This is a genomic window from Streptomyces sp. NPDC027189, assembly GCF_055566975.1.
The window spans coordinates 193822-213256 of sequence record NZ_JBVHRI010000014.1; the positions used below are offsets into that span (position 1 = coordinate 193822).

The window sequence follows — 19435 nt, forward strand, 5'->3', positions numbered from 1 at the left end:
CCCCGCGCCCCTGAAAGGGGCGCGGGGAACTGCGCGACCTTTTAGGGGGGTCTGGGGGCGCAGCCCCCAGGTACGGGACGGGTAGGGGCGGAGGGGGCGAAACCACCATGGCCGGCCCAGGCCTAGTGCCAACGCCCCCGCTTCGCCTCCATCGCAGCCCGCCCCTCCGCCCCCTTCCGCTTCCAGTCCCGCCGAATCTCGGCCCGCAGCCGCGCGTCCGTCTTGGCGACGATCCGCTGGTTCTCGCGCAGCAGCTTGCGATAGCTGTCGAGACGGCGTTCGGGAAGGGTGCCGGAGTCGACGGCGGCGAGGACGGCGCAGCCGGGCTCGGCAATATGCGCGCAGTCGTGGAAACGACACTGCGCGGCCAGCTCCTCGATCTCGGCGAAGACCTGCCCGACACCGGTCTCGGCGTCCCAGAGACCGACGCCCCGCAGCCCCGGGGTGTCGATGAGGACGCCTCCGCCCGGCAGGGCGAGGAGGTTGCGGGTCGTCGTGGTGTGCCGGCCCTTGCCGTCCATGTCCCGCGTGGCCTGCACATCCATGACGTCCTCGCCGAGCAGCGCGTTCGCGAGGGTCGACTTCCCCGCCCCGGACTGTCCCAGGAGGACCGACGTACCGCCGGCGAGGACGGCCTCGAGGACATCGAGGCCCGCACCCGTCGTGGAACTGACCGGCAGCACCGGCACGCCCGGCGCCGTCGTCTCGACGTCCTGGACGAGATACCCGAGCGTCACCGCGTCCGGCACGAGGTCGCCCTTGGTGAGGACGACCACGGGCTGTGCGCCGGACTCCCAGGCGAGGGCGAGGAAGCGTTCGACGCGACCGAGGTCGAGTTCCACGGCGAGCGACACGGCCACGACGGCGTGGTCGACGTTGGCCGCGAGGATCTGTCCCTCGGACCGCTTGGAGGAGGTGGAGCGCACGAAGGCGGTACGCCGGGGCAGCATCGTCCGCACATACCGCGGATCACCACCTTCGGGGTCGACGGCAACCCAGTCCCCCGTGCACACGACCTTCATCGGGTCACGGGGAACAACGAACTCGGTGTCAGCACGGACGATGCCGTCCGGGGTGACGACATCGCACTGGCCCCGGTCGACCCGTACGACACGACCGGGCAGGAGGCCCTGCTCGGCATGCGGGGCGAACTCAGCCTCCCAGTCCGCATCCCAGCCATACGGAACGAGCGGATGCGAGGAAGACGAGGACGAACCCAGGAGAGAAGAGAAAGACAAGGGGTGACCCTTCACAAGGGTGGCCCCGGCACCGCGCTCACTGGCGCGGGAGAAAAGAGAGGTCAGCCGGAGGCCACGGAGGTGGACTGAATGAACTTCCGGATGCGGGCAGCGCCCATCGCAACGACAGCCATCGGTCACACCTCCCGGTTCATACTCAGCTGACGGCGGCCAACCGGCCGCCAAGGGAACGAGGGGAACCCTAGCCTCAGGCTCCAGCAGGACGCCAACGCTTTTAGCGCGGCGGCGTCCGCGCCGACCCCGAGGGCGTGTGCGGTCTCAGCGACCAGGTTCCGGAGCACTCAGCGCCGGATTCACCTCGTACTCACCCGGCGCACTGGCGTCGTGTCCGCGCGCGGCCATCCGGGCGAGCCCGTCGAATAGCGCGTGAAGCCGGCGCAGGCGAGCGTTTTGTCGAGTCGCGCCTTCTCCCGGCTTACCCTCCCCCGCAGCACGGCATTTCTCACATGTTTCCCTATGTTGTAAATGGGGCTTTTGGCGCGTAGACGCCCCTCGGCGCAGGAGCGATGTCACTCCACCGGGAACGACTGGACAATCGTTTCGGCAGGTCAAGGATGCCGGTTTGTGATGAATTGACAGACGCTTGATTACGCCACTTTCATCAGGTTGTCGTAGGCTGGCGAACCTACTAACTGTCCAATCAAGCACGCGAGTTGACGGTTAGTCCGCATTGCGCCGCCGTGTGTCCGACCTGGCTGATCGAGAGGACTCCGATGCCGAAATCTCCGACCTACGCCGTGCGTTCGGAAGTAGGTGATCCGACCGCGGCGGGCTCGGTACGCAACAGGCATGTCCGACGGCCAGCCCAGGACGGGCGCACGAATTCAGCCACCCGCAACCGCGCGGTACGCCTCGCCGTGCTCCCTGCCACGGTCATGGCAGTACTCGCGGTCGCCGTGGTCATCTTCGTCCTGCGCGCCCAGGACGGCACTGTCGATGCCTCGACTTGGGGAGTGCTCGCCGGCGGAGCCGTCCTCGGCTGCAGCATTCTGGTCGGCGCCGCACTCGCCGGCCGTGCCGAGGCCCGGGGAGCGTCACGGCAGTACGCGTCGGTGCGCCGTGTCGTCGCCGTCGGCCAGACCGAGCTGCAGAGCATGCTGTACCGGCTGGAGCAGGGCGAACGGGTAGACCCGGCCCCGTTCACCCAATACGCCCCGGCCCCGGGAGACGCACTGGGACAACTCGAATACGAGGTCAAGGTCAGCCTGTGGCACGCGCGTGCAGCTGTCGCACAGGCCGCGCAATTCACTCAGGCCGCCCCGCCGGACAGCGCGGAGAAGGTCGAAGTCTTCGTCAACCTCGCCCGGCGGCTGCAGTCTCTCGTGCACCGGGAGATCAACATCCTCGACGAGCTGGAGCACGAGGTCGAGGATCCCGAACTGCTCAAAGGCCTCTTCCACGTCGACCACCTGGCGACCCGTATCCGCCGCCACGCGGAGAACGTCGCCGTGCTCGGCGGGTCCGTCTCCCGCCGCCAGTGGACCCGGCCGGTAACCCTGACCGAGGTGCTGCGTTCATCGATTGCCGAGGTCGAGCACTACTCCCGGGTCAAGCTGGTGCCCCCGATCGAGGGGACGCTCCGCGGACATGCCGTCGCCGACGTCATCCACCTGCTGGCCGAACTGGTCGAGAACGCCACGACCTTCTCCGACCCGAAATCCCAAGTACTGCTGCGCGCCCAGCGAGTGACCGCGGGGCTGGCCGTCGAGGTCGAAGACCGCGGACTCGGAATGTCGCTTGTTGAGCAGGAACGCGTCAACGAGCTGCTCGCCGAGCCGGACCGCATCGACATCAGCAAACTGCTGGTGGATGGCCGTATAGGCCTGTACGTGGTCTCCGCCCTCGCCCGCCGTCACGGCGTCGCGGTCCGACTCCAGAGCAACATCTACGGCGGCATCCAGGCAGTCCTGGTCATCCCGAGCGGGCTGATCGGAGACGAAACCGCCGAGGCACCCGTCCCGGCGGCCGCCGCAGCGCACCAGCCAGCCGCGCAGCCGCCCGCTGCCCCGCGGCCGGTTGCCCCGCCATCGGCGCAACCGTTTCCTCCGGCCCAGCCCATGCCTGCCCAGCAACAGCACGCACGGGCGGTCGACTCCGCGGCGCTGAGCGGACGAGGGCCCTCGCAGCACGACAGGGCCACCCTTGAGGGACGGCCGCCGCTGCCGCAGCGCCGCGCCCAGGAAAATCTGGTGCCGCAGCTCCGTGAAGGCCCCGTCGCCGACAGGAAGGACAACGGGCAGGAAGCGGTCCACGATCCGGACGTGATGGCAGCATTCCGGCGAGGAATCAGCCTCGCCGATGACAATTCCGACGAGTGACCCGCTGACAGCTCCCGCCACCCCCAGGCTCCGACCTCACCCGCAAGGAGAAGAACGTCACCGTGAGCGACATTGCTACCGGTCCGAACCAGAATCTTGACTGGCTCCTGGCCGGACTCGTCCAGAGGGTCCCCCACACCCGCAGCGCACTTCTGCTGTCCTCCGACGGACTGGTGAAGGCACATGACGGGTTTTCGGCACAAGACGAAGCAGAACACATGGCCGCCCTGGCATCCGGTCTGCACTCCCTCGGCCGCAGCGCCGGCGCCCGGTTCTCCGGCGGGGACGACGTCCGCCAGGTGATGGTGGAGCTGGACAGTAGCCTGCTCTTCGTCTGCGCAGCGGGTTCCGGCGCCTGCCTGGCTGTCCTGGCGGCCCGGGAGGCCGATGCGGCTGTACTCGGCTACGAGATGGCCATGCTGGTCAAGAGCGTCCGCCCGTACTTCGCCACGCCCATCCGACAACAGGCGGCCAACGTGTCGCGTGATGCGGGGCGTTGAGGATGTCGGACGTGCAGGACGGGACGTGGCTCGACGATCAGGCAGGGCGGTTAGTCCGCCCGTACGCCGTCAGTAACGGGCGCACGCGTCCCTCAGCACAGCTCGACCTCCTCACCTTCGTGATGGCCACGGGCACCCGGCCGAAAACCTATCTCGGCCCTGACTACGACCAGGTCCTCGACCTGTGCGGCGGCCCCATCTCGGTTGCCGAGGTCGCCGCCCACATGCGGCTGCCGGCCGTCATCACCAAAGTCCTGCTGTCCGACCTCGTACAGCACCACGCGCTCACCACACGCGCGCCACGCGCCGTCGAGGCGGCCTCCCCTACCGACCGAACCGTCCTGGAGGCGGTGCTGAATGGCCTTCGCAAGCGACTCTGACCCCTTCCCCACCGCCCTGAAGATCCTCATAGCGGGAGGCTTCGGGGTCGGCAAAACCACCTTCGTCGGCGCGGTCAGCGAGATCGAGCCGTTGAGTACCGAAGAGCTGCTCACCCAGGTCAGCGCCCGCACAGACAGCCTGGTCGGCATCGAGGAAAAGACGACCACCACGGTTGCCATGGACTTCGGCCGCATCACCCTGGACCAGGACCACGTCCTGTACCTGTTCGGCACCCCGGGGCAAGAGCGGTTCTGGTTCATGTGGGACGAGCTGTCCAACGGGGCGCTCGGCGCCGTGGTCCTCGCCGACACCCGCAGGCTCGATCACTGCTTCGCCGCCGTCGACTTCTTCGAACGCCGCGGAATCAGCTTCATCGTGGCCGTCAACGAATTCGACACGGCCTACCACTACGAGGTCGAAGAGGTCCGCGCGGCTCTCGACCTCAAGCCCGACGTACCCGTCGTGATGTGCGACGCCCGGCAGTGCAACTCCAGCACCTGGGTGTTGATCAATCTTGTCCAGCACGTGCTCGCCTCGACTCCCGGGATGTCGCCCGCGGAGCTTAACCCGCTGCACTGACCCACACTCAGCGTCCCCGAATGGAGCCTGCATGTCAGCCCCGGTTCCCCACTCCCCGTACGACCCGACCGGTCATCTTCTGCTGACCCCCCAGGACCGCGACGCGCAGGCTCGGATAGCCCGGCTGCGTGAACTCGGCATCGGGGACACCCCCATCCCGGAATTCGACGAGTTCGCAGGCAACCTGGCACACGTCACCGGCGCACCGTTCTCGATGGTCAACTTCTTCGTCGACGAGAGGCGCCAGTATTTCGCCGGCCTGTACGCGGCTGGCCGGCCCGGAGTGGAGCTGCAGGCAGAGCCGCAGCAGGCCCAGGTCGGCCGGGAGATGACACATGACCAGGGCTACTGCCCGCACGTCGTCGCGCGCAAGAAGGCCTTGGTACTGGACGACGTCTGCGACTATCCGAGGTTCGCGGGGAACCGGGTCGTCGACGAGATCGGCATTCGCTCGTACATGGGTGCGCCGTTGATCGACTGGAAGACGGGGGTAGCCCTGGGAACCATCTGCGTGGTCGACACGGATGTCCATTCATGGGGACGACCGGGCCTGGACACCATCAAGTCGTTGGCGCAACAGCTTGTCGACCAGCTGTACGCGATGGAGGACCGGCGCCGGATCTGAGCGAGTACGGGCAACCGCCGCTGCTCGTCGCCGGGCGATCAGGAATCAGATGTGGGAGCCGCGGGCACGACACTGTGTCCGTGGCTCCCGGTGCTTTCAGCCCACGTGCCCAGCTGTCTCCAGCTGCTCGTCCCGGCGCTCAGCGGGAACTGTCCGCACGAGGTCGGCGAGTTGCTCGGACCACTGACCCTTGGCCGTACCGAGAGCAATCTCGCCCAGGCGCAGCAACTGGATGTCGGAGGTCCCGGCGGGTGCGTAGATGTGGTGGGCGTCGCGCAGATAGCGCTCGACCGGGCGATCGGTGAACAGGCCGCTGGCGGCATGGATTTCCATGCTGTCGCGGGCCGAGTCGAGTGCGGATTCGACGTTGAACACCTTGGCGCTCATCAACTCCGCGTCGCACGGCCGCCCCAGGTCGAGCAGGTGCACCGCGTGGTACGCCGCCAGCCGGGCCATCATCAACCGGTGCTTCATCCTGCCCAGCTTGAGCTTGATGTTGGTGAGCTTGCCGAGCGGTTCGCCGTACCGCTCGCGCTCGATGCACAACGCGGTGGTCTCCTCGAAGACGGCCTGGTGGATACCGAGGGAGACCGCCGTCAGGTTGGGCCGGCCGTAGAGCACGCTGGACGAGTAGGCAACGTCCAGACCCTGGCCCTCCACACCGAGCAGATTCGCGGCCGGCACCCGGCAGTTCTCGAAGATCAGCTCGCCGAAACTGAACCCGTGCAGGCCCATGGCAGGCTGCTGTTCGGCGAGCGAGAAGCCAGGACGGTCCGCCTCGACCAAAAAGGCCGACAGCCCCCTCGACCCCTCACCGGTGCGCACGATCACGCCGTGCAGATCACCGACGTGGCTGTTGCCGACGAAGACCTTGCGGCCATTCAGCACGTAGTCGTCACCGTCGCGGACGGCGGTGCTGCGCATCCCAAGGACGTGGCCGCCCGACTCCTCCTCGGTGGTCGCGATCGTCGGCAGGCACTTCCCCGCGGCGATACGTGGCAGCCACTCCCGCTTCTGCGCCTTGCTGCCGAAATGAATAATCTTGGCGACGCCGAGCTGGGACGCCTGCACCATGGCCCCCATGGCCCCGCTCACGCGGCCGAGCTCCTCGATGATGATCGTCTTGGCCAGGTGCCCGGCCGCCATACCGCCGTGCGTCTTCCCGATCGTCACACCGATCCAGCCCTGCCGGGCGATGAGCCGCGAGAGCTCGTGCGCCGTCGTCCGGGAAGCCTCCATCTCCGCTATCCGAGGTCGCACTTCCCGCTCGGCGAACTCACGCACCCGACGCCGCAGATCCTCATGCCACCCGCTACTGAAGTAGCGTTCCACAACCCCTCCTCCACGCTGCCCCCACGTCCGTCCGGACCCGGGGGTCATCCGTCGGGCAGTGGTTCTCCGCCCAGGCCGACCGCCTCTAATATTGTCCACTTATCGATCCATCTCAGCCAAGATCGCTCTTCCCCTTTGGCCGAAACAGTGCGTCTTGCGATCTGATCCCAACTATGCGATACGGAGCACGACTTGCTCAGGTGCTGACACGCCTCGACAAGGAGGCCCCTCGCGTACGAACAGTCCCCACCTGACACAGACCCCAGGGCTGCCCACCAGGCACTTGCCCCGCGAGTTGACAGCCCCGAAGCACTGACAATCAGTCAAGTTCCCTCTGACCGATAAGGAACCGTCTTCGAACAACGGCGGAGACCCAACAGCGCAGATCAGCCATCGTCACAGCAGGGCGGATAGACCGGCACGCCCGTGGGCATCTAACAGGCTCACGCCGTCCGAATCACTCCCAAACAGCAACAACACCAGGCACTCCCGCCTCTGCCGTTGCGACCCGCAGCCCCGCTCCTCCCCCGCCGGCCATCATGACGCCTGCGCCCCGATCGCCGTCGGCCTATCCGGCACCTCTCACGGACTGGCCGGACTCCTCGGACCCGGGCAGCACCCATGTGCCGAACCGCGCGACTGGCTCCAGGTCGCCGCACCACTTGCAGTCGATGCCTAGAAGAGCCGCCAGGTCTGCTCGGTCCAGCGCCCCCGGGTCAGTCGGCGCTCGTACAACTCCCGCCGTTCAGCGTGAACTTCCCCGGAACCGAGTTCCCGTCCCGCCAAGAGGCGAGGAAGCCGACCGCGAAAGTGCCGCCCGCGGCGACGGACTTGTTGTAGTCGGCGGCGGTGGCGGTCACGCGGGAGTCGTGCTGGACGAAGGTGCCGTCCCACATCTGGGTGACGCGTTGGCCGTCGCGGAAGGTCCAGGCGATCTGCCAGGTGTCGAGGGCCTTGGCGGAGGTGACGGTGACGCTGGCCTGGAAGCCGTCCGGCCACTCGTTGACGATCTCGTACTTCACCTTGCAGGACGACGATGCGCCCTTTGTGGGGTGCGCGGACTGGTGCGTCGCGTGGGCGGGGGACGCGGACGTGCCCTGGGGTTCGGGGTCGGGGTTCGTCTCGGAGTCGGTCGTCGAGTCCGACGGTTCGGGTGACACGAGGGAGCCCGCGGAGCGCGTGGTGGCCGAGGGGGACGAGACGCCCGGGTCCGCCACGGGCTGCCGGTCCGCCGAGTCGCCGCGCGCGGAGGCGCCCCCGCCCCTGGACCCGTCGAACGGCATCAGCGAGACCGTGAGCGCCAGCGCCGACACGATGACGGCCGCGACCAGCAGCCCGGTCCGGCCGATCCGGGGCCCGGCCGTCTTGCCCTCGGCGAGACCCGTGTCCACGGCCGCGTCCGTACGTCCGCCCGCAAGACCTGCCTCGGCGGCCCGGCGCCGTCGTTCCAGATAGGCGAGGCCGCCCCAGCCGATCACCCCGCCCGCGAGCGCCGCGGGCAGCCCGCCGCCGTGCAGCCGCAAACAGGCCGCCGCCTCCGCGCAATCGACGCACCGGGCGAGATGCCGGGAGAGATCCTCGGGCGTCTCGGCGCCGGGCGAGCGCGTGACCGCGTCGAGCAGCCGCGCGTAGCTGCGGCAGTTGGCGTCCATCGGCGTGTCGAGGTGGTTGCGATGGCAGCGGTCCCTGAACAGCGCCCGCACCTGGGCGAGTTCCTCGGCCGCGGCCGCCGGGTCGAGGCCGAGCCGCCGGGCCACCGCGGGCAGCGGCAGCGACTCGACCTCGGCGAGCCACAGCAGTGCCGCGTCCGGTTCCTGCATGTCCCTGAGGCCGCGCAGCGCGAGCGGGCGGTGCAGTGGCGGCCCGGTGTAGCGGCCGGCCTTCTCGGAGTTGAGCCACAGCCTCAGGTCGGGGTCGAGTCGGTGGCCCTGCCCGTGCGCCTCCCAGGCGGCGGCCGTGGTCCGAACCGACGTCAGCAGCAAGGGAATCCGGGGCAGCCGCAGCGCCCGGCGGCCGGTACTCTTCGTTCCCGAACCGACGGCGCGCGCCTCGCGGATGCCGTGGGTGAACGCCTCGGTGGCCAGCTGAGCGGCCGCGGCGGAACCGGACGTGCACAGATCGGCGTATGACAGGACCGCGTCCCAGCACTCCGAGAACAGCGCTGCCTCGGCGGCGTCCTGAGGGGTCGGCAGGTCAGGCATGGGGGGCTCCTGCATCCGCTGCTTCCACGTGCAAAGTCATGCAATGCCCAACTCGGCTACGGAACACGGGAGTTGGGGTCCGTCTCACGACGGGGCCCGAGCCTTTCACGGTTTCCGCACAACTGACAAGCGGCGTATTCAAATGATGGGGCACGCGGTTGCGCCGCACCACGAGTGCGATGCAACCGCGTCCGTCCGGCTACCGCTCGAACCGCTCGGTGGCCACGACCCGGCCCTGGGCGTCCAGGGCCTCGGCCTTGTAGTGGGGCCAACTCGCGGCGTCCCTTCTGTTGTACGGAAGGAAGGCCAGAAAGTATCGATCCCCGTCGACTTTCAAGAGCGCGCCGAACAGCCGACGACCCGCGCTGAGCGCCGCGCCGCGGCGGCAGCCGTTTCGAGGCCGTCCCAGCCCACCAGTTGCAGGGTTTCCTGATCGCGCGCCGAACAGCCCGCCGAGGGCCTGGCGCAGATGCGGTGCCTCGACCACCGATCCGGCGTGGTCGGGCGCGTCGGCGACCACGGGTGGCCGTACGCCCGAGCCGTGCGGTCAGCCGGCCGCCGCGCCGGTCCTCGCCGCTCGTTCGCGAGGACATTGCGCGCCACGGCGTACAGCCAGGGCAGTTCCTCGTCGGGCACCCGTGGCACTTTGTCGATACGGCGCCGCGCGACCAGGAAGGTCTCGGCGGCCACGTCCTGCGCCGCGTCCGCGTCGTCCGTGCGACGCCGGGCGAAGCTCAGCACCCGTCCGTAGTGCGCCCCGAACAGGGAGCTCAACCGCTCCGCCTGTTTCTCGTCTTCAGGTGTGCCGTCGTCCGGCACACCTGCCCCCTGCCGTCCGCCGTCCGTTGAGACACTCGTCTATGTCCGGCGGCACGGAACGGATTACACCTGGGACGGCTCCTGCGCGGGAAGGCTGTCCATGAAAGAGCTGACGGAGAAGACCGCGCGGCCCGGCCCGGGTTCGCCGTATCCGGGCGGCGACTGAAGCCCGAAGTCCTCCATCGTGGAGCGGTACGCCTCCAGGAGACGGATGTGGTACTCCAGCGGCGCGCCCTGCGGGTTGGCCTTGCCGAGCGGAGTAGTCGGCTCCGGGCACCACGTGGTGAAGCGGGGCGTGATGCCGTGCGACATGAAGAAGCGCAGCCCCTCGGTTGTCGAGGCGATGGCCTCGTCGACGGTGGTGAAGCCGAACGGCTCGGCCATCTCCACGCCCGCCACGAAGTTGGGGATGACATTGCGTGCGCCGAAGATCTCCGCCGAGTCGAGGATGCGCTTGTGCCACTCGTCGCGGCCGACGTAGCGCTCCTTGCCCGGGCAGTACAGCTCGAAGAGGCGCCGGTCCCACACTTCGTAGTTGGGGTGGTAGATCTGCACCCCGTAGTCCTTGAAGCGCTGGACGTCGTCGCGCGGCAGCGCCTGGGCGACGACCTTGCCGATCCACCGCCCGGGGAAGCGCTCCTCGATGGCCTTGGCGTAGAGCCCGTAGAAGTCGGCCTCGTCGCGGCCCTGCAGCTTCGAGGTGATCGCGCCGCCGGTGAGCGTGTACGCGGTGGACGCCTTCGCAGTGTCATAGCGGTCGATGATCTCGAGCGCTTCAAGGACCTCGTCGACGTCCTTGACGCCGGTGTACGGGCGGCCCGCCGCCTTGTGCTGGCGCCAGTTGTGGTTGATGTCGCAGTACTGGCACTCCTCCTTGGCGCCGAAGTACTGGCAGACCCGGAAGACGGTGAGGTAGATGAGGTACCCCCACTGGATCGTCGGGGCCACCTCCATCACGGACTTCCCGTTGGAGAGCGTGTGCCGGTAGTACTCGGGCATCGGGGGCACCCCGACGTCCGAGATCCGCTTCCCGTCGAGATAGAGGCCGAGCATGCCGTCCTCATCCGCGGCCACGCGATACGGCGAGGACGGGTTGACGCGTACGGACACCACGGTCCGCCGCAGGTCGTACGGGCCACCCGTGAGGATGATCTCCTCGGGCGGGCGTCGCAGCGCGGCCTCGCCGAGCTCGGGCAGGGTGCCGTGGTCGAAGGAGAAGATGAAGTACGACTTCGGCTTGACCTCACCGCTCTCGTTGTCACTCAGGGCGGAGGCGTCGAAGGCCACACCTCCACGGAGCAGGTCCTCTTTGAAGACGGCTTCCCGCGGCACGTGCGGGAACCGCTCCATCAGATCCTCGACCAGCGCGGTGCGGCTGCCCATCCCGTTCTCCTCGCTCCCGACCTGCTTCGTCTGCCGTGCTCGACTCCTCACGTTATGCCCCTGCTCGGACATCAGCCCTGCCGGGTCCCCTCGCGCCGCGCGATGTGCGCCGGAGGGGTCACGCCGGGCGGCAGCAGCGGGTCGGCCTCGGGCACGCCCCAGGTCGAGGCCAGCGGCAGGGTCCCGGCCCACAGGCCGAGCTCGGCGTCCGGCCCGTCGCCATCGTCCGGGGCGCCGGTGCGGATCTTCACAGAGGCCTCTTCCAGCGACAGCGCGAGCAGCGTGGTCGCGGCCAGCTCCTTGCGGCTGGGCCTCCGGGCGTAGTCCCACTGCCCGGGCGTGGCGTGTTCGGTGAGCCGCCGCAGGCCGTCGGTCTTCTCGTCCGGGTCGGTCACCCTGCGGGGTACGCCATGGATCATCGCGCTGCGGTAGTTCACCCCGTGCTCGAACACGGACCGCGCCAGCACGAGCCCGTCGACATGCGTGACGGTGACGCACACGGGAGCGTCGGCCGCCAGACTCCGGCTGGCCACCGACCCGTGCACATACAGCTGCCGCTCGTCCCGCCCGTACACCGTCGGCACCACCAGCGGCCGCCCCTCGACGATCACACCGAGGTGACAGATGAATCCCGCGTCGAGGATCGCGTCCAGGTCGGCACGATCCCGGCTGCCCTGCTCGCGGAGGCGACGGTGGCGGGTAAGGTCGGTTTCGGGGAGAGGTCCGTACGTCATGGACCGGACGCTATCGATATCACGAGTGAAAGAGCCATGCGTTTACGAAATTAGTTACTCAGGTCCGCCTGGGCGACGAAATCCGCAACCCAACGCTGAGGTACGCCGACGCCTCCAACGTCACGCCGGTGGCTGGGGCCCACACTCCCGTGTGACGGCGCTCGCGGTCGAACATCCGGAACTGGTAAGGGGGTTGGTAGTCGTCGGTCCGGCCTACGGCAGGGACGAGGCGGAGGCGGCGCGGATCCCGGCGGAGCAGGAGGAGCTGCGCGAGGAGGACGCGTGACCGCCCTTTCGACTGGAACGCAGTTGCTCCGCCCGAACGCCACTGACAGAGTCGTGGCCATGCCCACCTTCGCCGCGCACGACGGAACCAAGCTGGCGTACCACGTGTTCGGCGACGGCCCACCGGTGATCTGCCTTCCCGGCGGGCCGATGCAGGACTCCGCGTACTTCGGGGACCTCGGTGGCCTTTCCGCGCACCGGCAGCTGATCATGCTGGACCTTCGAGGAACGGGCCGGTCGGCGACACCGGAGGACCCCGCCTCCTACCGCTGCGACCGACTCGTCGACGACGTGGACGCCCTGCGCGAGCACCTGGGCCTCGACCGGATGGACCTGCTCGCCCATTCCGGCGGTACGAATCTGGCCGTGCTGTACGCGGCACGCCATCCGGAACGCGTCGGCAGGCTCGCGCTGATCACTCCGAGCGTGTACGCCGTCGGCATCACGATCACGGCAGACGTCCGGCGCGAGACGGCACTGCTCCGCCGGGACGAGCCGTGGTTCCCGGCGGCCTTCGCGGCCCTGGAAGCGATCGTCGCCGGCAAGGCGACGGCCGGCGCGTTCGAGGCCATCGCCCCGTTCTGGTACGGCCGCTGGGACGAGACGGCTCGCGCGCATCGGGCCGCGGAGGACGGGCACAAGAACATGGAGGCCGCGGCTGTCTACGGCTCCGAGGGCGCGTTCGCCCCGGACACCACCCGTGCCGCGCTCGCCCGGTTCGTCTCACCGGTCCTCGTACTGGCCGGTGAGGTCGACCTGAATTCTCCTCCTCCCGCGATGACCGAGCTCGCCGAGCTGTTCCCGCGCGCCGAGTTGGTCATTCAGTCCGGGGCAGGACATTTCCCGTGGCTGGACGACGCCGAACGGTTCGTGGCGACGACGGCGACATTTCTTGGGTGAACGACCGCCCACCGGTGAGTGGGCGCTCGGGCAAGGAGGTGACCTTCCGGCTGGGCGACTTCGGCGACAGCAACCGGTCTCTGCCGTAGGAGTCGCCTTGTGAGAGGGTCAATGGACGGGCCGGCGGGGTGGACCTCCCGGCGAGGTACCGTCCCCCGGTGGCCGTCGGAAACCGGCCGCGGACGGCGACTTCCCGGGAAGGGACGACAGGGATGACAGAGACCCTGACCAACTGGGCCGGCAACATCACGTACACGGCCAAGGAACTGCACCGGCCCCACTCGCTCGACGCGCTCCAAGCACTGGTCGCGGACAGCGCCCGGGTGCGGGTGCTGGGCAGCGGCCACTCCTTCAACGAGATCGCCGAGCCGGGCGCCGACGGCGTACTGCTGTCGCTGACCGGTCTGCCACCCGCCGTGGACGTGGACACGACGGCCCGCACGGTACGGGTCTCGGGCGGCGTCCGGTACGCCGAACTCGCCCGCCGGGTGCACGAGCGCGGGTTCGCGCTGCACAACATGGCGTCCCTCCCGCACATCTCCGTGGCCGGCTCGGTGGCGACCGGTACGCATGGCTCAGGGGTGACGAACGGTTTGCTCGCCTCCGCCGTACGCGAGGTCGAGCTCGTCACGGCGGACGGCTCGATCGTGACGATCGGCCGCGGCGACGAGCGCTTCGACGGAGCCGTGACCTCGCTGGGCGCGCTCGGTGTCGTCATCGCGCTCACCCTGGACCTGGAGCCGGACTACGAGGTGAGCCAGCACGTCTTCACCGAACTTCCCCTGGCGGGACTGGACTTCGAGACGGTCGCGGCGACGGCGTACAGCGTGAGTCTGTTCACCGACTGGGGACGGCCGGGCTTCCGTCATGTGTGGCTCAAGCGGCGCACCGATCAGCCGCTGCCGGACTTCCCGTGGGCCGCGCCGGCGACCGAGGCGATGCACCCGGTGCCGGGGATGCCTGCGCGGAACTGCACCGAGCAGTTCGGCGTCCCGGGCCCCTGGCACGAGCGACTCCCGCACTTCCGGGCCGAGTTCACCCCGAGCAGCGGGGCCGAGCTGCAGTCCGAGTATCTGCTGCCCCGCTCGGACGCCACGGCCGCGCTGCACGCCCTCGACGCGATCCGCGGGACCGTCGCGCCGGTGCTGCAGATCTGCGAGGTGCGGACCGTGGCCGCCGACCGCCAGTGGCTGAGCCCGGCGTACGGGCGGGATACGGTTGCGCTGCACTTCACGTGGATCGAGGACACCGAGGCCGTACTGCCGGTGGTGCGGCGGGTCGAAGAGGCGCTGGAGCCGTTCGATCCCCGGCCGCACTGGGGGAAGGTGTTCACGGTGCCCCCGGCGGTGCTGCGCGGTCGGTATCCGCGGCTCGGCGAGTTCCGGGCGCTGGTGGATTCGCTCGACCCGGCGGGCACGTTCACCAACGCCTTCGTGGGGGACTTTCTCCACCCCCTTTCCTAACCCCTTGTCGAAATTCCCTCACAGGCCATAGCCTTTTCCGGCGCCGGGGCCGAAGGGTCCCGGGCATGACCTGGAGGGGCCGGGGGAGTCCAATGAGGCGCGGCACATCACGCGACATCCGCACCGCGAACCGCTACGAGGTGCTGCGCCAGATCATCGCCGAATCGCCCACCTCCCGGCAGGAGTTGGCGGCAGCGACCGGGCTCAGTCTGGCCACGGTCGCCACGCTCGTCGGTGAGCTGCTCGACCTGAGGATGCTGACCGAGGTCGGCTTCGAGGACTCCGCGGGTGGCCGCCCGCGGGGCCTCGTCGCCGTCAACGCGTCGGGGGGCGCGTTGATCGGCGTCGACATCGCGGAGACCTATGTACGCGTCGAGCTGTTCGACCTGGCACTGAACGTGCTGGCCCGCGCCGACGAGGACATGCGCCCCGGCGAGAGCCGACCGGAGCAGGTCGTCGGGCATGTCGCTGCGGCCGTCGGTTCGGTGGTCGCGCAGGCCGGCGTCGAAGGCGCGCGCGTCCTCGGCGTGGGTGTCAGCGTGCCCGGCCAGGTGGACCGCGAGGGCGGGGTCTGCGAGTACGCCCCGAACTGGGACTGGCACGACGTGCCGCTGCTCGACCTGCTCGCCGAGCACATCGCCTACCCTCTCTACCTCGACAATCCGCTGCGCGCCTGCGCGGTCGCCGAGCTCTGGTTCGGCGCGGCCCGCGGCCGCGGGGACGCCGTGGTCGTCAACCTGGGCACGGGAGTCGGCGCCGGGCTCGCCCTCGGCGGCGGTCTGCACCGCGGAGTCAGCAACAGCGCCGGCGAGTGGGGCCATACGACGCTGGTGCTGGACGGACGGCTGTGCCACTGCGGCAACCACGGCTGTGTGGAGACGTATGTGGGGGCGCCCGGAATCATGCTGAACCTGCGGGAGTTGAGCCCCCGCAGTGCGCTGCTGCACCCCGAGGACCAGACCGCCACGATCGACGCGCTCGCCCAGGGCGTCGCCGCGCAGGATCCGGTGGCGCTCAAGGTCGTGCGGGACACCGCCCGTTACCTCGGTGCCGGGATCTCCGACCTGGTGAACCTTCTCAACCCCGAGGTGGTCGTGCTCAGCAGCTGGGTCGCGGCCGCGCTCGGCGAACCGCTGCTGAACGAGGTGCGCGAGGCCGTCGCCCGGCACGCGCTGAAGCGGCCGTTCGCGGCCACCGAGATCGTCCTCTCCCCCATTCCGACCGATCCGGTCTGCCTCGGAGCCGCGACGTTCGCCCTGGAAGGGGCGCTCCAGTCGGTCGGCCAGCGGCCCGCCAAGCGCAGTACCTGGTCCAAGCAGTAGCGCTTCAAAGGGAGTTGAGCGGGGCCGGCGGCTGACGTGGCGGCCCGCGGCTCCGTCACGTCCGGTATCCCGAACACTACGCAACGCTTCGAACAGACTTCGTCCAACCCCTTGCCGAAGCCTTAGCCGAAGGTTAACGTCCCGCACCGCACAGCGAATTCGAGCCGCAGCCGTACTCGAGACAAGGACGTCACCATGTCGGCAACGAGCAGCAACTGGGACCGCCGATCAGTACTCCGGGCCGCCGCGGGCCTGTCCGCCGCCGGCGCGCTGGCCGCGTGCGGCAGCAACAACGGGCGTACCGGCGGCGGGAGTTCGGGCAAGAGCCTGGTGCAGTACTTCCACGCCTACGGCGAGGCCGGCACGGAGCAGGCCATCAAGAAGTACGCGAAGGCCTACGACAAGGCCGGCGTGACCACGCAGTGGATCACCGGCTCCGACTTCGAGAACAAGCTGTTCGCGACGCTGCTCACCAAGAACGCGCCCGACCTCTTCGAGTTCCACCCGCAGATCCAGCTCGTCAAGAGCGGCCAAGTGGCGGACCTGACGGACATCATCGACCCGGTCAAGGACGACTTCAATCCGGCCGACATCAAGTCCCACACGGTCGACGGGAAGATATACGGCGTCCGGATGATCGACGACCCGCAGTTCTTCTTCTACCGTCCCTCGCTGCTGGAGAAGGCCGGCGTGAAGGTGCCGACCACGCTCGACGAACTGATCGAAGCGGCCGCCAAGCTCACCACGGGCAAGGTCAAGGGCCTGTTCCTCGGCAACGACCTGCACGCGGTCATCAACCCGATGATCTGGTCGGCCGGCGCCGACACCCTCGACGAGAAGAACGAGATCGCCTACCACACGGACGGCGTCATCGACGGCATCAAGAAGATGCGCAAGCTGTTCACCAGCGGCGACCTGCTCCTCGACGCCCCCGCCGACTACTGGGACCCCTCCGCGCTCAACCAGGGTCTGTGTGCCATGCAGTTCTGCGGCATGTGGGCGATGCCGCAGTTCCAGCAGACGCTCGGCGACGACATCGGGATCTTCCCCTTCCCGAAGGTCACGGACGACGGCAAGCCCTCGGTCTACAACGGCGGCTGGTCGATGTTCGTCAACGCCAAGGGCAAGAACGTCGACCTGGCCAAGGAGTACGTGAAGTGGCTGTGGATCGATCAGAAGAAGTACCAGGAGGACTGGGCCACCTCGTACGGCTTCCACATCCCGCCCCGTACCTCCATCGCCCAGTCCGCCACCAAGCTCAAGTCGGGTCTGCCCGCCGAGGGCGTCAAGCTCTTCAACGAGTACGGCCACTTCGACAACATCGGTTGGACTCAGGCCATGATCACCGCCCTGGAGGACGTCTTCGCCGACTCCGTCCGCAAGGGCGGGGACCCGGGGGCGGCTCTCGACAAGGCCGACAAGACGGTAGACCGCGAGCTCAAGAAGCTCTTCGGATAGACCGCCGGACGGACCGAGACATGTCGACGACCACTACGCGCGGCCTCGCGCGCCCCGCCCCGGCCAAAGCCTCCAAGGCCCGGCCGCGGCGGGGTCCCCGGGGCAGCCGCACCTTCAACTTCTGGCTCTTCACCAGCCCGTTCCTCATCGGCCTGGTGATCTTCGTCTACGTCCCCATCGGCTGGAGCATCTGGCTCAGCTTCTTCGAGGCGCGCTTCACCGTCACCCCGGACAAGTTCGTCGGGTTCGACAACTACCGGTTCATGCTGGACAACAACAACTTCGTCGGAGCCCTCGGCACCTTCACCGTCTTCGCCGCGTTCATCGTGCCGACGACCTGGGCGCTTTCGCTGGGACTGGCGATGCTGGTGAACCGGCTGCGCTTCATGCGCGCCTTCTTCCGCTCCGTCTTCTTCCTGCCGACCGCGTGCAGCTATGTCGCCGCCTCGCTGATCTGGAAGATGTCCATCTTCAACGGCGTCCGCTTCGGCCTGGCGAACACCGTCCTCGGCTGGTTCGGCGTGGAGAACACCGCCTGGCTCGCCAACCCCGACCCGCCGTGGTACTGGCTGGTCATCCTCACCGCGCGCCTGTGGCTGCAGTCCGGCTTCTACATGATCCTGTTCCTGGCCGCGCTGCAGAACATCCCGCAGGAGCTCTACGAGGCCGCCGCGATCGATGGCGCCAAGCCGGGCTGGCAGACCTTCCGCCACATCACGCTCCCCCAGCTGAGGGCGACCTCGACGGCCGTGATCCTGCTGCTGCTCGTGGCCGCCTACCAGGCGTTCGACGAGTTCTTCAACCTGCTGTCGAAGACCACCTGGGGGCGCCCGCCGCTCGTCGAGCTGTACTACACCGCCCTGGGCCAGAACCAGGACTACGGCGCGGGCAGCGCGGGCGCGGTCATGCTGACTCTGCTGATCGTCGTCGTGACGCTGTTCCAGGGCAGGATCATGGGCTTCGGAAGGGGTGACGAGTCCAAGTGACCACGACCGCACCCGAGGTGAGAAAGACCGGAACGTCGGCCACCCAGCCACGCCGCTCCAGGCGCGGCGGCGTGATGAGCTCCACCGGCCTGTACATCGGCACCGGCATCGCCGCCTTCCTCTTCCTGGTCCCCTTCTATCTGCTGGTCCGCAACGCCCTCTCCACCGACCCCGACATCACCGGAGAGAACTGGAAGTTCTTCCCCACGGACATCCAGTGGGGCAACATCACCGAGCCGTTCCACGACACGACGGTCGACTTCGGCCAGTCGATGGTGAACTCCCTGGTCGTCGGCACCCTGCACACCATCGGCACCCTGCTGGTGTGCTCGCTGGCCGGCTACGGCCTGGCCCGCATCCCCTACCGGCACGCCAACAAGATCTTCTACGCCGTCCTGTTCACCCTGATGGTGCCGGCCGCCGTCACCTTCGTCCCGAGCTTCGTGCTGGTCTCCTCCCTCGGCTGGGTGGACAGCTACCGAGGTCTCATCATTCCGGGCCTCTTCAGTGGTTTCACCTGCTTCCTCTTCCGGCAGTACTTCCTGGGGTTCCCGAGGGAGCTGGAGGAGGCGGCGCGCGTGGACGGGCTCGGCTACTGGGGCGCGTACTGGCGGGTCGTCGTACCCAACTCGCTGAACTTCTTCGCCGCGATCGCGACGATCACGTTCATCAACGGCTGGAACGCCTTCCTGTGGCCGCTGGTCATCGGCCAGGACCCGAGCGCGTGGACCGTGCAGGTCGCGCTCTCCTCGTACATGACCAACCAGACAGTCAACTACCACCTGATCTTCATGGCGACCGCCATTTCCATCCTGCCCCTGCTGTTCGTGTTCCTCTTCCTCCAGCGCTGGCTGGTGCAGGGGATCGCGCAGACCGGCATCAAGGGCTGA

At 68.4% G+C, this 19435-nt stretch carries 19 protein-coding genes; 12 read left to right on the forward strand and 7 right to left on the reverse strand.

The genetic code is table 11. The features are described from left to right. Positions 1 to 122: 122 nt before the first annotated feature. The gene (rsgA, locus tag ACZ4RZ_RS30055) at positions 123 to 1238 is read right to left on the reverse strand and encodes a ribosome small subunit-dependent GTPase A (protein WP_467749261.1); all 1116 of its coding nucleotides are present in this window, start codon (positions 1236 to 1238) and stop codon (positions 123 to 125) included. 896 nt (positions 1239 to 2134) lie between these two features. Between rsgA and ACZ4RZ_RS30060 the strand changes: the two genes are divergently transcribed. The 5 genes from ACZ4RZ_RS30060 (at position 2135) to ACZ4RZ_RS30080 (ending at position 5662) form a co-directional block, all read left to right on the forward strand. Next, positions 2135 to 3577, forward strand: coding sequence for a sensor histidine kinase (locus ACZ4RZ_RS30060; RefSeq protein ID WP_467749263.1), 1443 nt, complete (start codon positions 2135 to 2137; stop codon positions 3575 to 3577). Between the two features lie 62 nt (positions 3578 to 3639). After that, positions 3640 to 4077, forward strand: a complete 438-nt coding sequence (locus tag ACZ4RZ_RS30065) for a roadblock/LC7 domain-containing protein (RefSeq protein ID WP_467749265.1) — start codon at positions 3640 to 3642, stop codon at positions 4075 to 4077. Positions 4078 to 4079: 2 nt separating this feature from the next. Beyond that, entirely contained in the window at positions 4080 to 4457 is a 378-nt protein-coding gene (locus ACZ4RZ_RS30070) for a DUF742 domain-containing protein (RefSeq protein ID WP_467749267.1), read from the forward strand. After that, a complete protein-coding gene (locus ACZ4RZ_RS30075) occupies positions 4435 to 5037 on the forward strand; it encodes a GTP-binding protein (RefSeq protein WP_467749269.1) in 603 nt (200 codons plus the stop codon). The genes ACZ4RZ_RS30070 and ACZ4RZ_RS30075 overlap by 23 nt, the downstream gene beginning before the upstream one ends. Before the next feature lie 31 nt (positions 5038 to 5068). After that, entirely contained in the window at positions 5069 to 5662 is a 594-nt protein-coding gene (locus ACZ4RZ_RS30080; RefSeq protein WP_467749271.1) for a GAF domain-containing protein, read from the forward strand. 96 nt (positions 5663 to 5758) lie between these two features. Here the strand turns inward: ACZ4RZ_RS30080 and ACZ4RZ_RS30085 are convergent, their stop codons facing one another. From ACZ4RZ_RS30085 to ACZ4RZ_RS30110, 6 genes are all read right to left on the reverse strand, one after another. Continuing rightward, complete coding sequence (locus ACZ4RZ_RS30085) at positions 5759 to 6994, reverse strand: acyl-CoA dehydrogenase family protein (protein ID WP_467749272.1); 1236 nt, start codon at positions 6992 to 6994, stop codon at positions 5759 to 5761. Between the two features lie 716 nt (positions 6995 to 7710). Next, complete coding sequence (locus tag ACZ4RZ_RS30090; RefSeq protein ID WP_467749274.1) at positions 7711 to 9195, reverse strand: cellulose binding domain-containing protein; 1485 nt, start codon at positions 9193 to 9195, stop codon at positions 7711 to 7713. A gap of 199 nt (positions 9196 to 9394) precedes the next feature. Further along, positions 9395 to 9532, reverse strand: coding sequence for a hypothetical protein (locus tag ACZ4RZ_RS30095; protein WP_467749276.1), 138 nt, complete (start codon positions 9530 to 9532; stop codon positions 9395 to 9397). After that, positions 9529 to 10014 carry an RNA polymerase sigma factor gene (locus tag ACZ4RZ_RS30100; RefSeq protein ID WP_467749278.1) on the reverse strand — a complete coding sequence of 162 codons (486 nt, stop codon included), beginning with the start codon at positions 10012 to 10014 and terminating at the stop codon, positions 9529 to 9531. Before ACZ4RZ_RS30100 ends, ACZ4RZ_RS30095 begins: the two co-directional genes overlap by 4 nt. 63 nt (positions 10015 to 10077) lie before the next feature. Further along, a complete protein-coding gene (locus tag ACZ4RZ_RS30105; RefSeq protein ID WP_467749280.1) occupies positions 10078 to 11397 on the reverse strand; it encodes a radical SAM protein in 1320 nt (439 codons plus the stop codon). 71 nt (positions 11398 to 11468) lie between these two features. Beyond that, positions 11469 to 12131, reverse strand: coding sequence for a pyridoxamine 5'-phosphate oxidase family protein (locus tag ACZ4RZ_RS30110; RefSeq protein ID WP_467749282.1), 663 nt, complete (start codon positions 12129 to 12131; stop codon positions 11469 to 11471). Positions 12132 to 12282: 151 nt separating this feature from the next. Here ACZ4RZ_RS30110 and ACZ4RZ_RS30115 point away from each other — a divergent pair, with 151 nt between their 5' ends. The 7 genes from ACZ4RZ_RS30115 to ACZ4RZ_RS30145 all read left to right on the forward strand — a co-directional run bounded on the left by ACZ4RZ_RS30115 (position 12283) and on the right by ACZ4RZ_RS30145 (position 19435). Further along, complete coding sequence (locus tag ACZ4RZ_RS30115; RefSeq protein WP_467749283.1) at positions 12283 to 12417, forward strand: hypothetical protein; 135 nt, start codon at positions 12283 to 12285, stop codon at positions 12415 to 12417. Positions 12418 to 12476: 59 nt separating this feature from the next. After that, the gene (locus tag ACZ4RZ_RS30120) at positions 12477 to 13316 is read left to right on the forward strand and encodes an alpha/beta fold hydrolase (protein WP_467749285.1); all 840 of its coding nucleotides are present in this window, start codon (positions 12477 to 12479) and stop codon (positions 13314 to 13316) included. 212 nt (positions 13317 to 13528) lie between these two features. Then, positions 13529 to 14779 carry an FAD-binding protein gene (locus ACZ4RZ_RS30125; RefSeq protein WP_467749287.1) on the forward strand — a complete coding sequence of 417 codons (1251 nt, stop codon included), beginning with the start codon at positions 13529 to 13531 and terminating at the stop codon, positions 14777 to 14779. A gap of 92 nt (positions 14780 to 14871) precedes the next feature. Then, positions 14872 to 16101, forward strand: coding sequence for an ROK family transcriptional regulator (locus ACZ4RZ_RS30130; protein WP_467749289.1), 1230 nt, complete (start codon positions 14872 to 14874; stop codon positions 16099 to 16101). 195 nt (positions 16102 to 16296) lie between these two features. Then, positions 16297 to 17559 (forward strand): ABC transporter substrate-binding protein, encoded by a 1263-nt coding sequence (locus tag ACZ4RZ_RS30135; RefSeq protein WP_467749291.1) that lies wholly within the window; start codon positions 16297 to 16299, stop codon positions 17557 to 17559. A gap of 20 nt (positions 17560 to 17579) precedes the next feature. After that, the gene (locus ACZ4RZ_RS30140; protein WP_467749292.1) at positions 17580 to 18545 is read left to right on the forward strand and encodes a carbohydrate ABC transporter permease; all 966 of its coding nucleotides are present in this window, start codon (positions 17580 to 17582) and stop codon (positions 18543 to 18545) included. Then, the gene (locus ACZ4RZ_RS30145) at positions 18542 to 19435 is read left to right on the forward strand and encodes a carbohydrate ABC transporter permease (protein WP_467749294.1); all 894 of its coding nucleotides are present in this window, start codon (positions 18542 to 18544) and stop codon (positions 19433 to 19435) included. The genes ACZ4RZ_RS30140 and ACZ4RZ_RS30145 overlap by 4 nt, the downstream gene beginning before the upstream one ends.

Excerpts from the sequence above, each read along its gene's own strand:
- ACZ4RZ_RS30080 (WP_467749271.1), top strand. The coding sequence starts at position 5,069 with ATGTCAGCCCCGGTTCCCCACTCCCCGTACGACCCGACCGGTCATCTT.
- ACZ4RZ_RS30120 (WP_467749285.1), top strand. The coding sequence starts at position 12,477 with ATGCCCACCTTCGCCGCGCACGACGGAACCAAGCTGGCGTACCACGTG.
- ACZ4RZ_RS30140 (WP_467749292.1), top strand. The coding sequence starts at position 17,580 with ATGTCGACGACCACTACGCGCGGCCTCGCGCGCCCCGCCCCGGCCAAA.
- ACZ4RZ_RS30070 (WP_467749267.1), top strand. The coding sequence starts at position 4,080 with ATGTCGGACGTGCAGGACGGGACGTGGCTCGACGATCAGGCAGGGCGG.
- ACZ4RZ_RS30130 (WP_467749289.1), top strand. The coding sequence starts at position 14,872 with ATGAGGCGCGGCACATCACGCGACATCCGCACCGCGAACCGCTACGAG.
- ACZ4RZ_RS30075 (WP_467749269.1), top strand. The coding sequence starts at position 4,435 with ATGGCCTTCGCAAGCGACTCTGACCCCTTCCCCACCGCCCTGAAGATC.
- ACZ4RZ_RS30090 (WP_467749274.1), bottom strand. The coding sequence starts at position 9,195 with ATGCCTGACCTGCCGACCCCTCAGGACGCCGCCGAGGCAGCGCTGTTC.
- ACZ4RZ_RS30135 (WP_467749291.1), top strand. The coding sequence starts at position 16,297 with ATGTCGGCAACGAGCAGCAACTGGGACCGCCGATCAGTACTCCGGGCC.
- ACZ4RZ_RS30125 (WP_467749287.1), top strand. The coding sequence starts at position 13,529 with ATGACAGAGACCCTGACCAACTGGGCCGGCAACATCACGTACACGGCC.
- ACZ4RZ_RS30060 (WP_467749263.1), top strand. The coding sequence starts at position 2,135 with ATGGCAGTACTCGCGGTCGCCGTGGTCATCTTCGTCCTGCGCGCCCAG.
- ACZ4RZ_RS30105 (WP_467749280.1), bottom strand. The coding sequence starts at position 11,397 with ATGGGCAGCCGCACCGCGCTGGTCGAGGATCTGATGGAGCGGTTCCCG.
- ACZ4RZ_RS30110 (WP_467749282.1), bottom strand. The coding sequence starts at position 12,131 with ATGACGTACGGACCTCTCCCCGAAACCGACCTTACCCGCCACCGTCGC.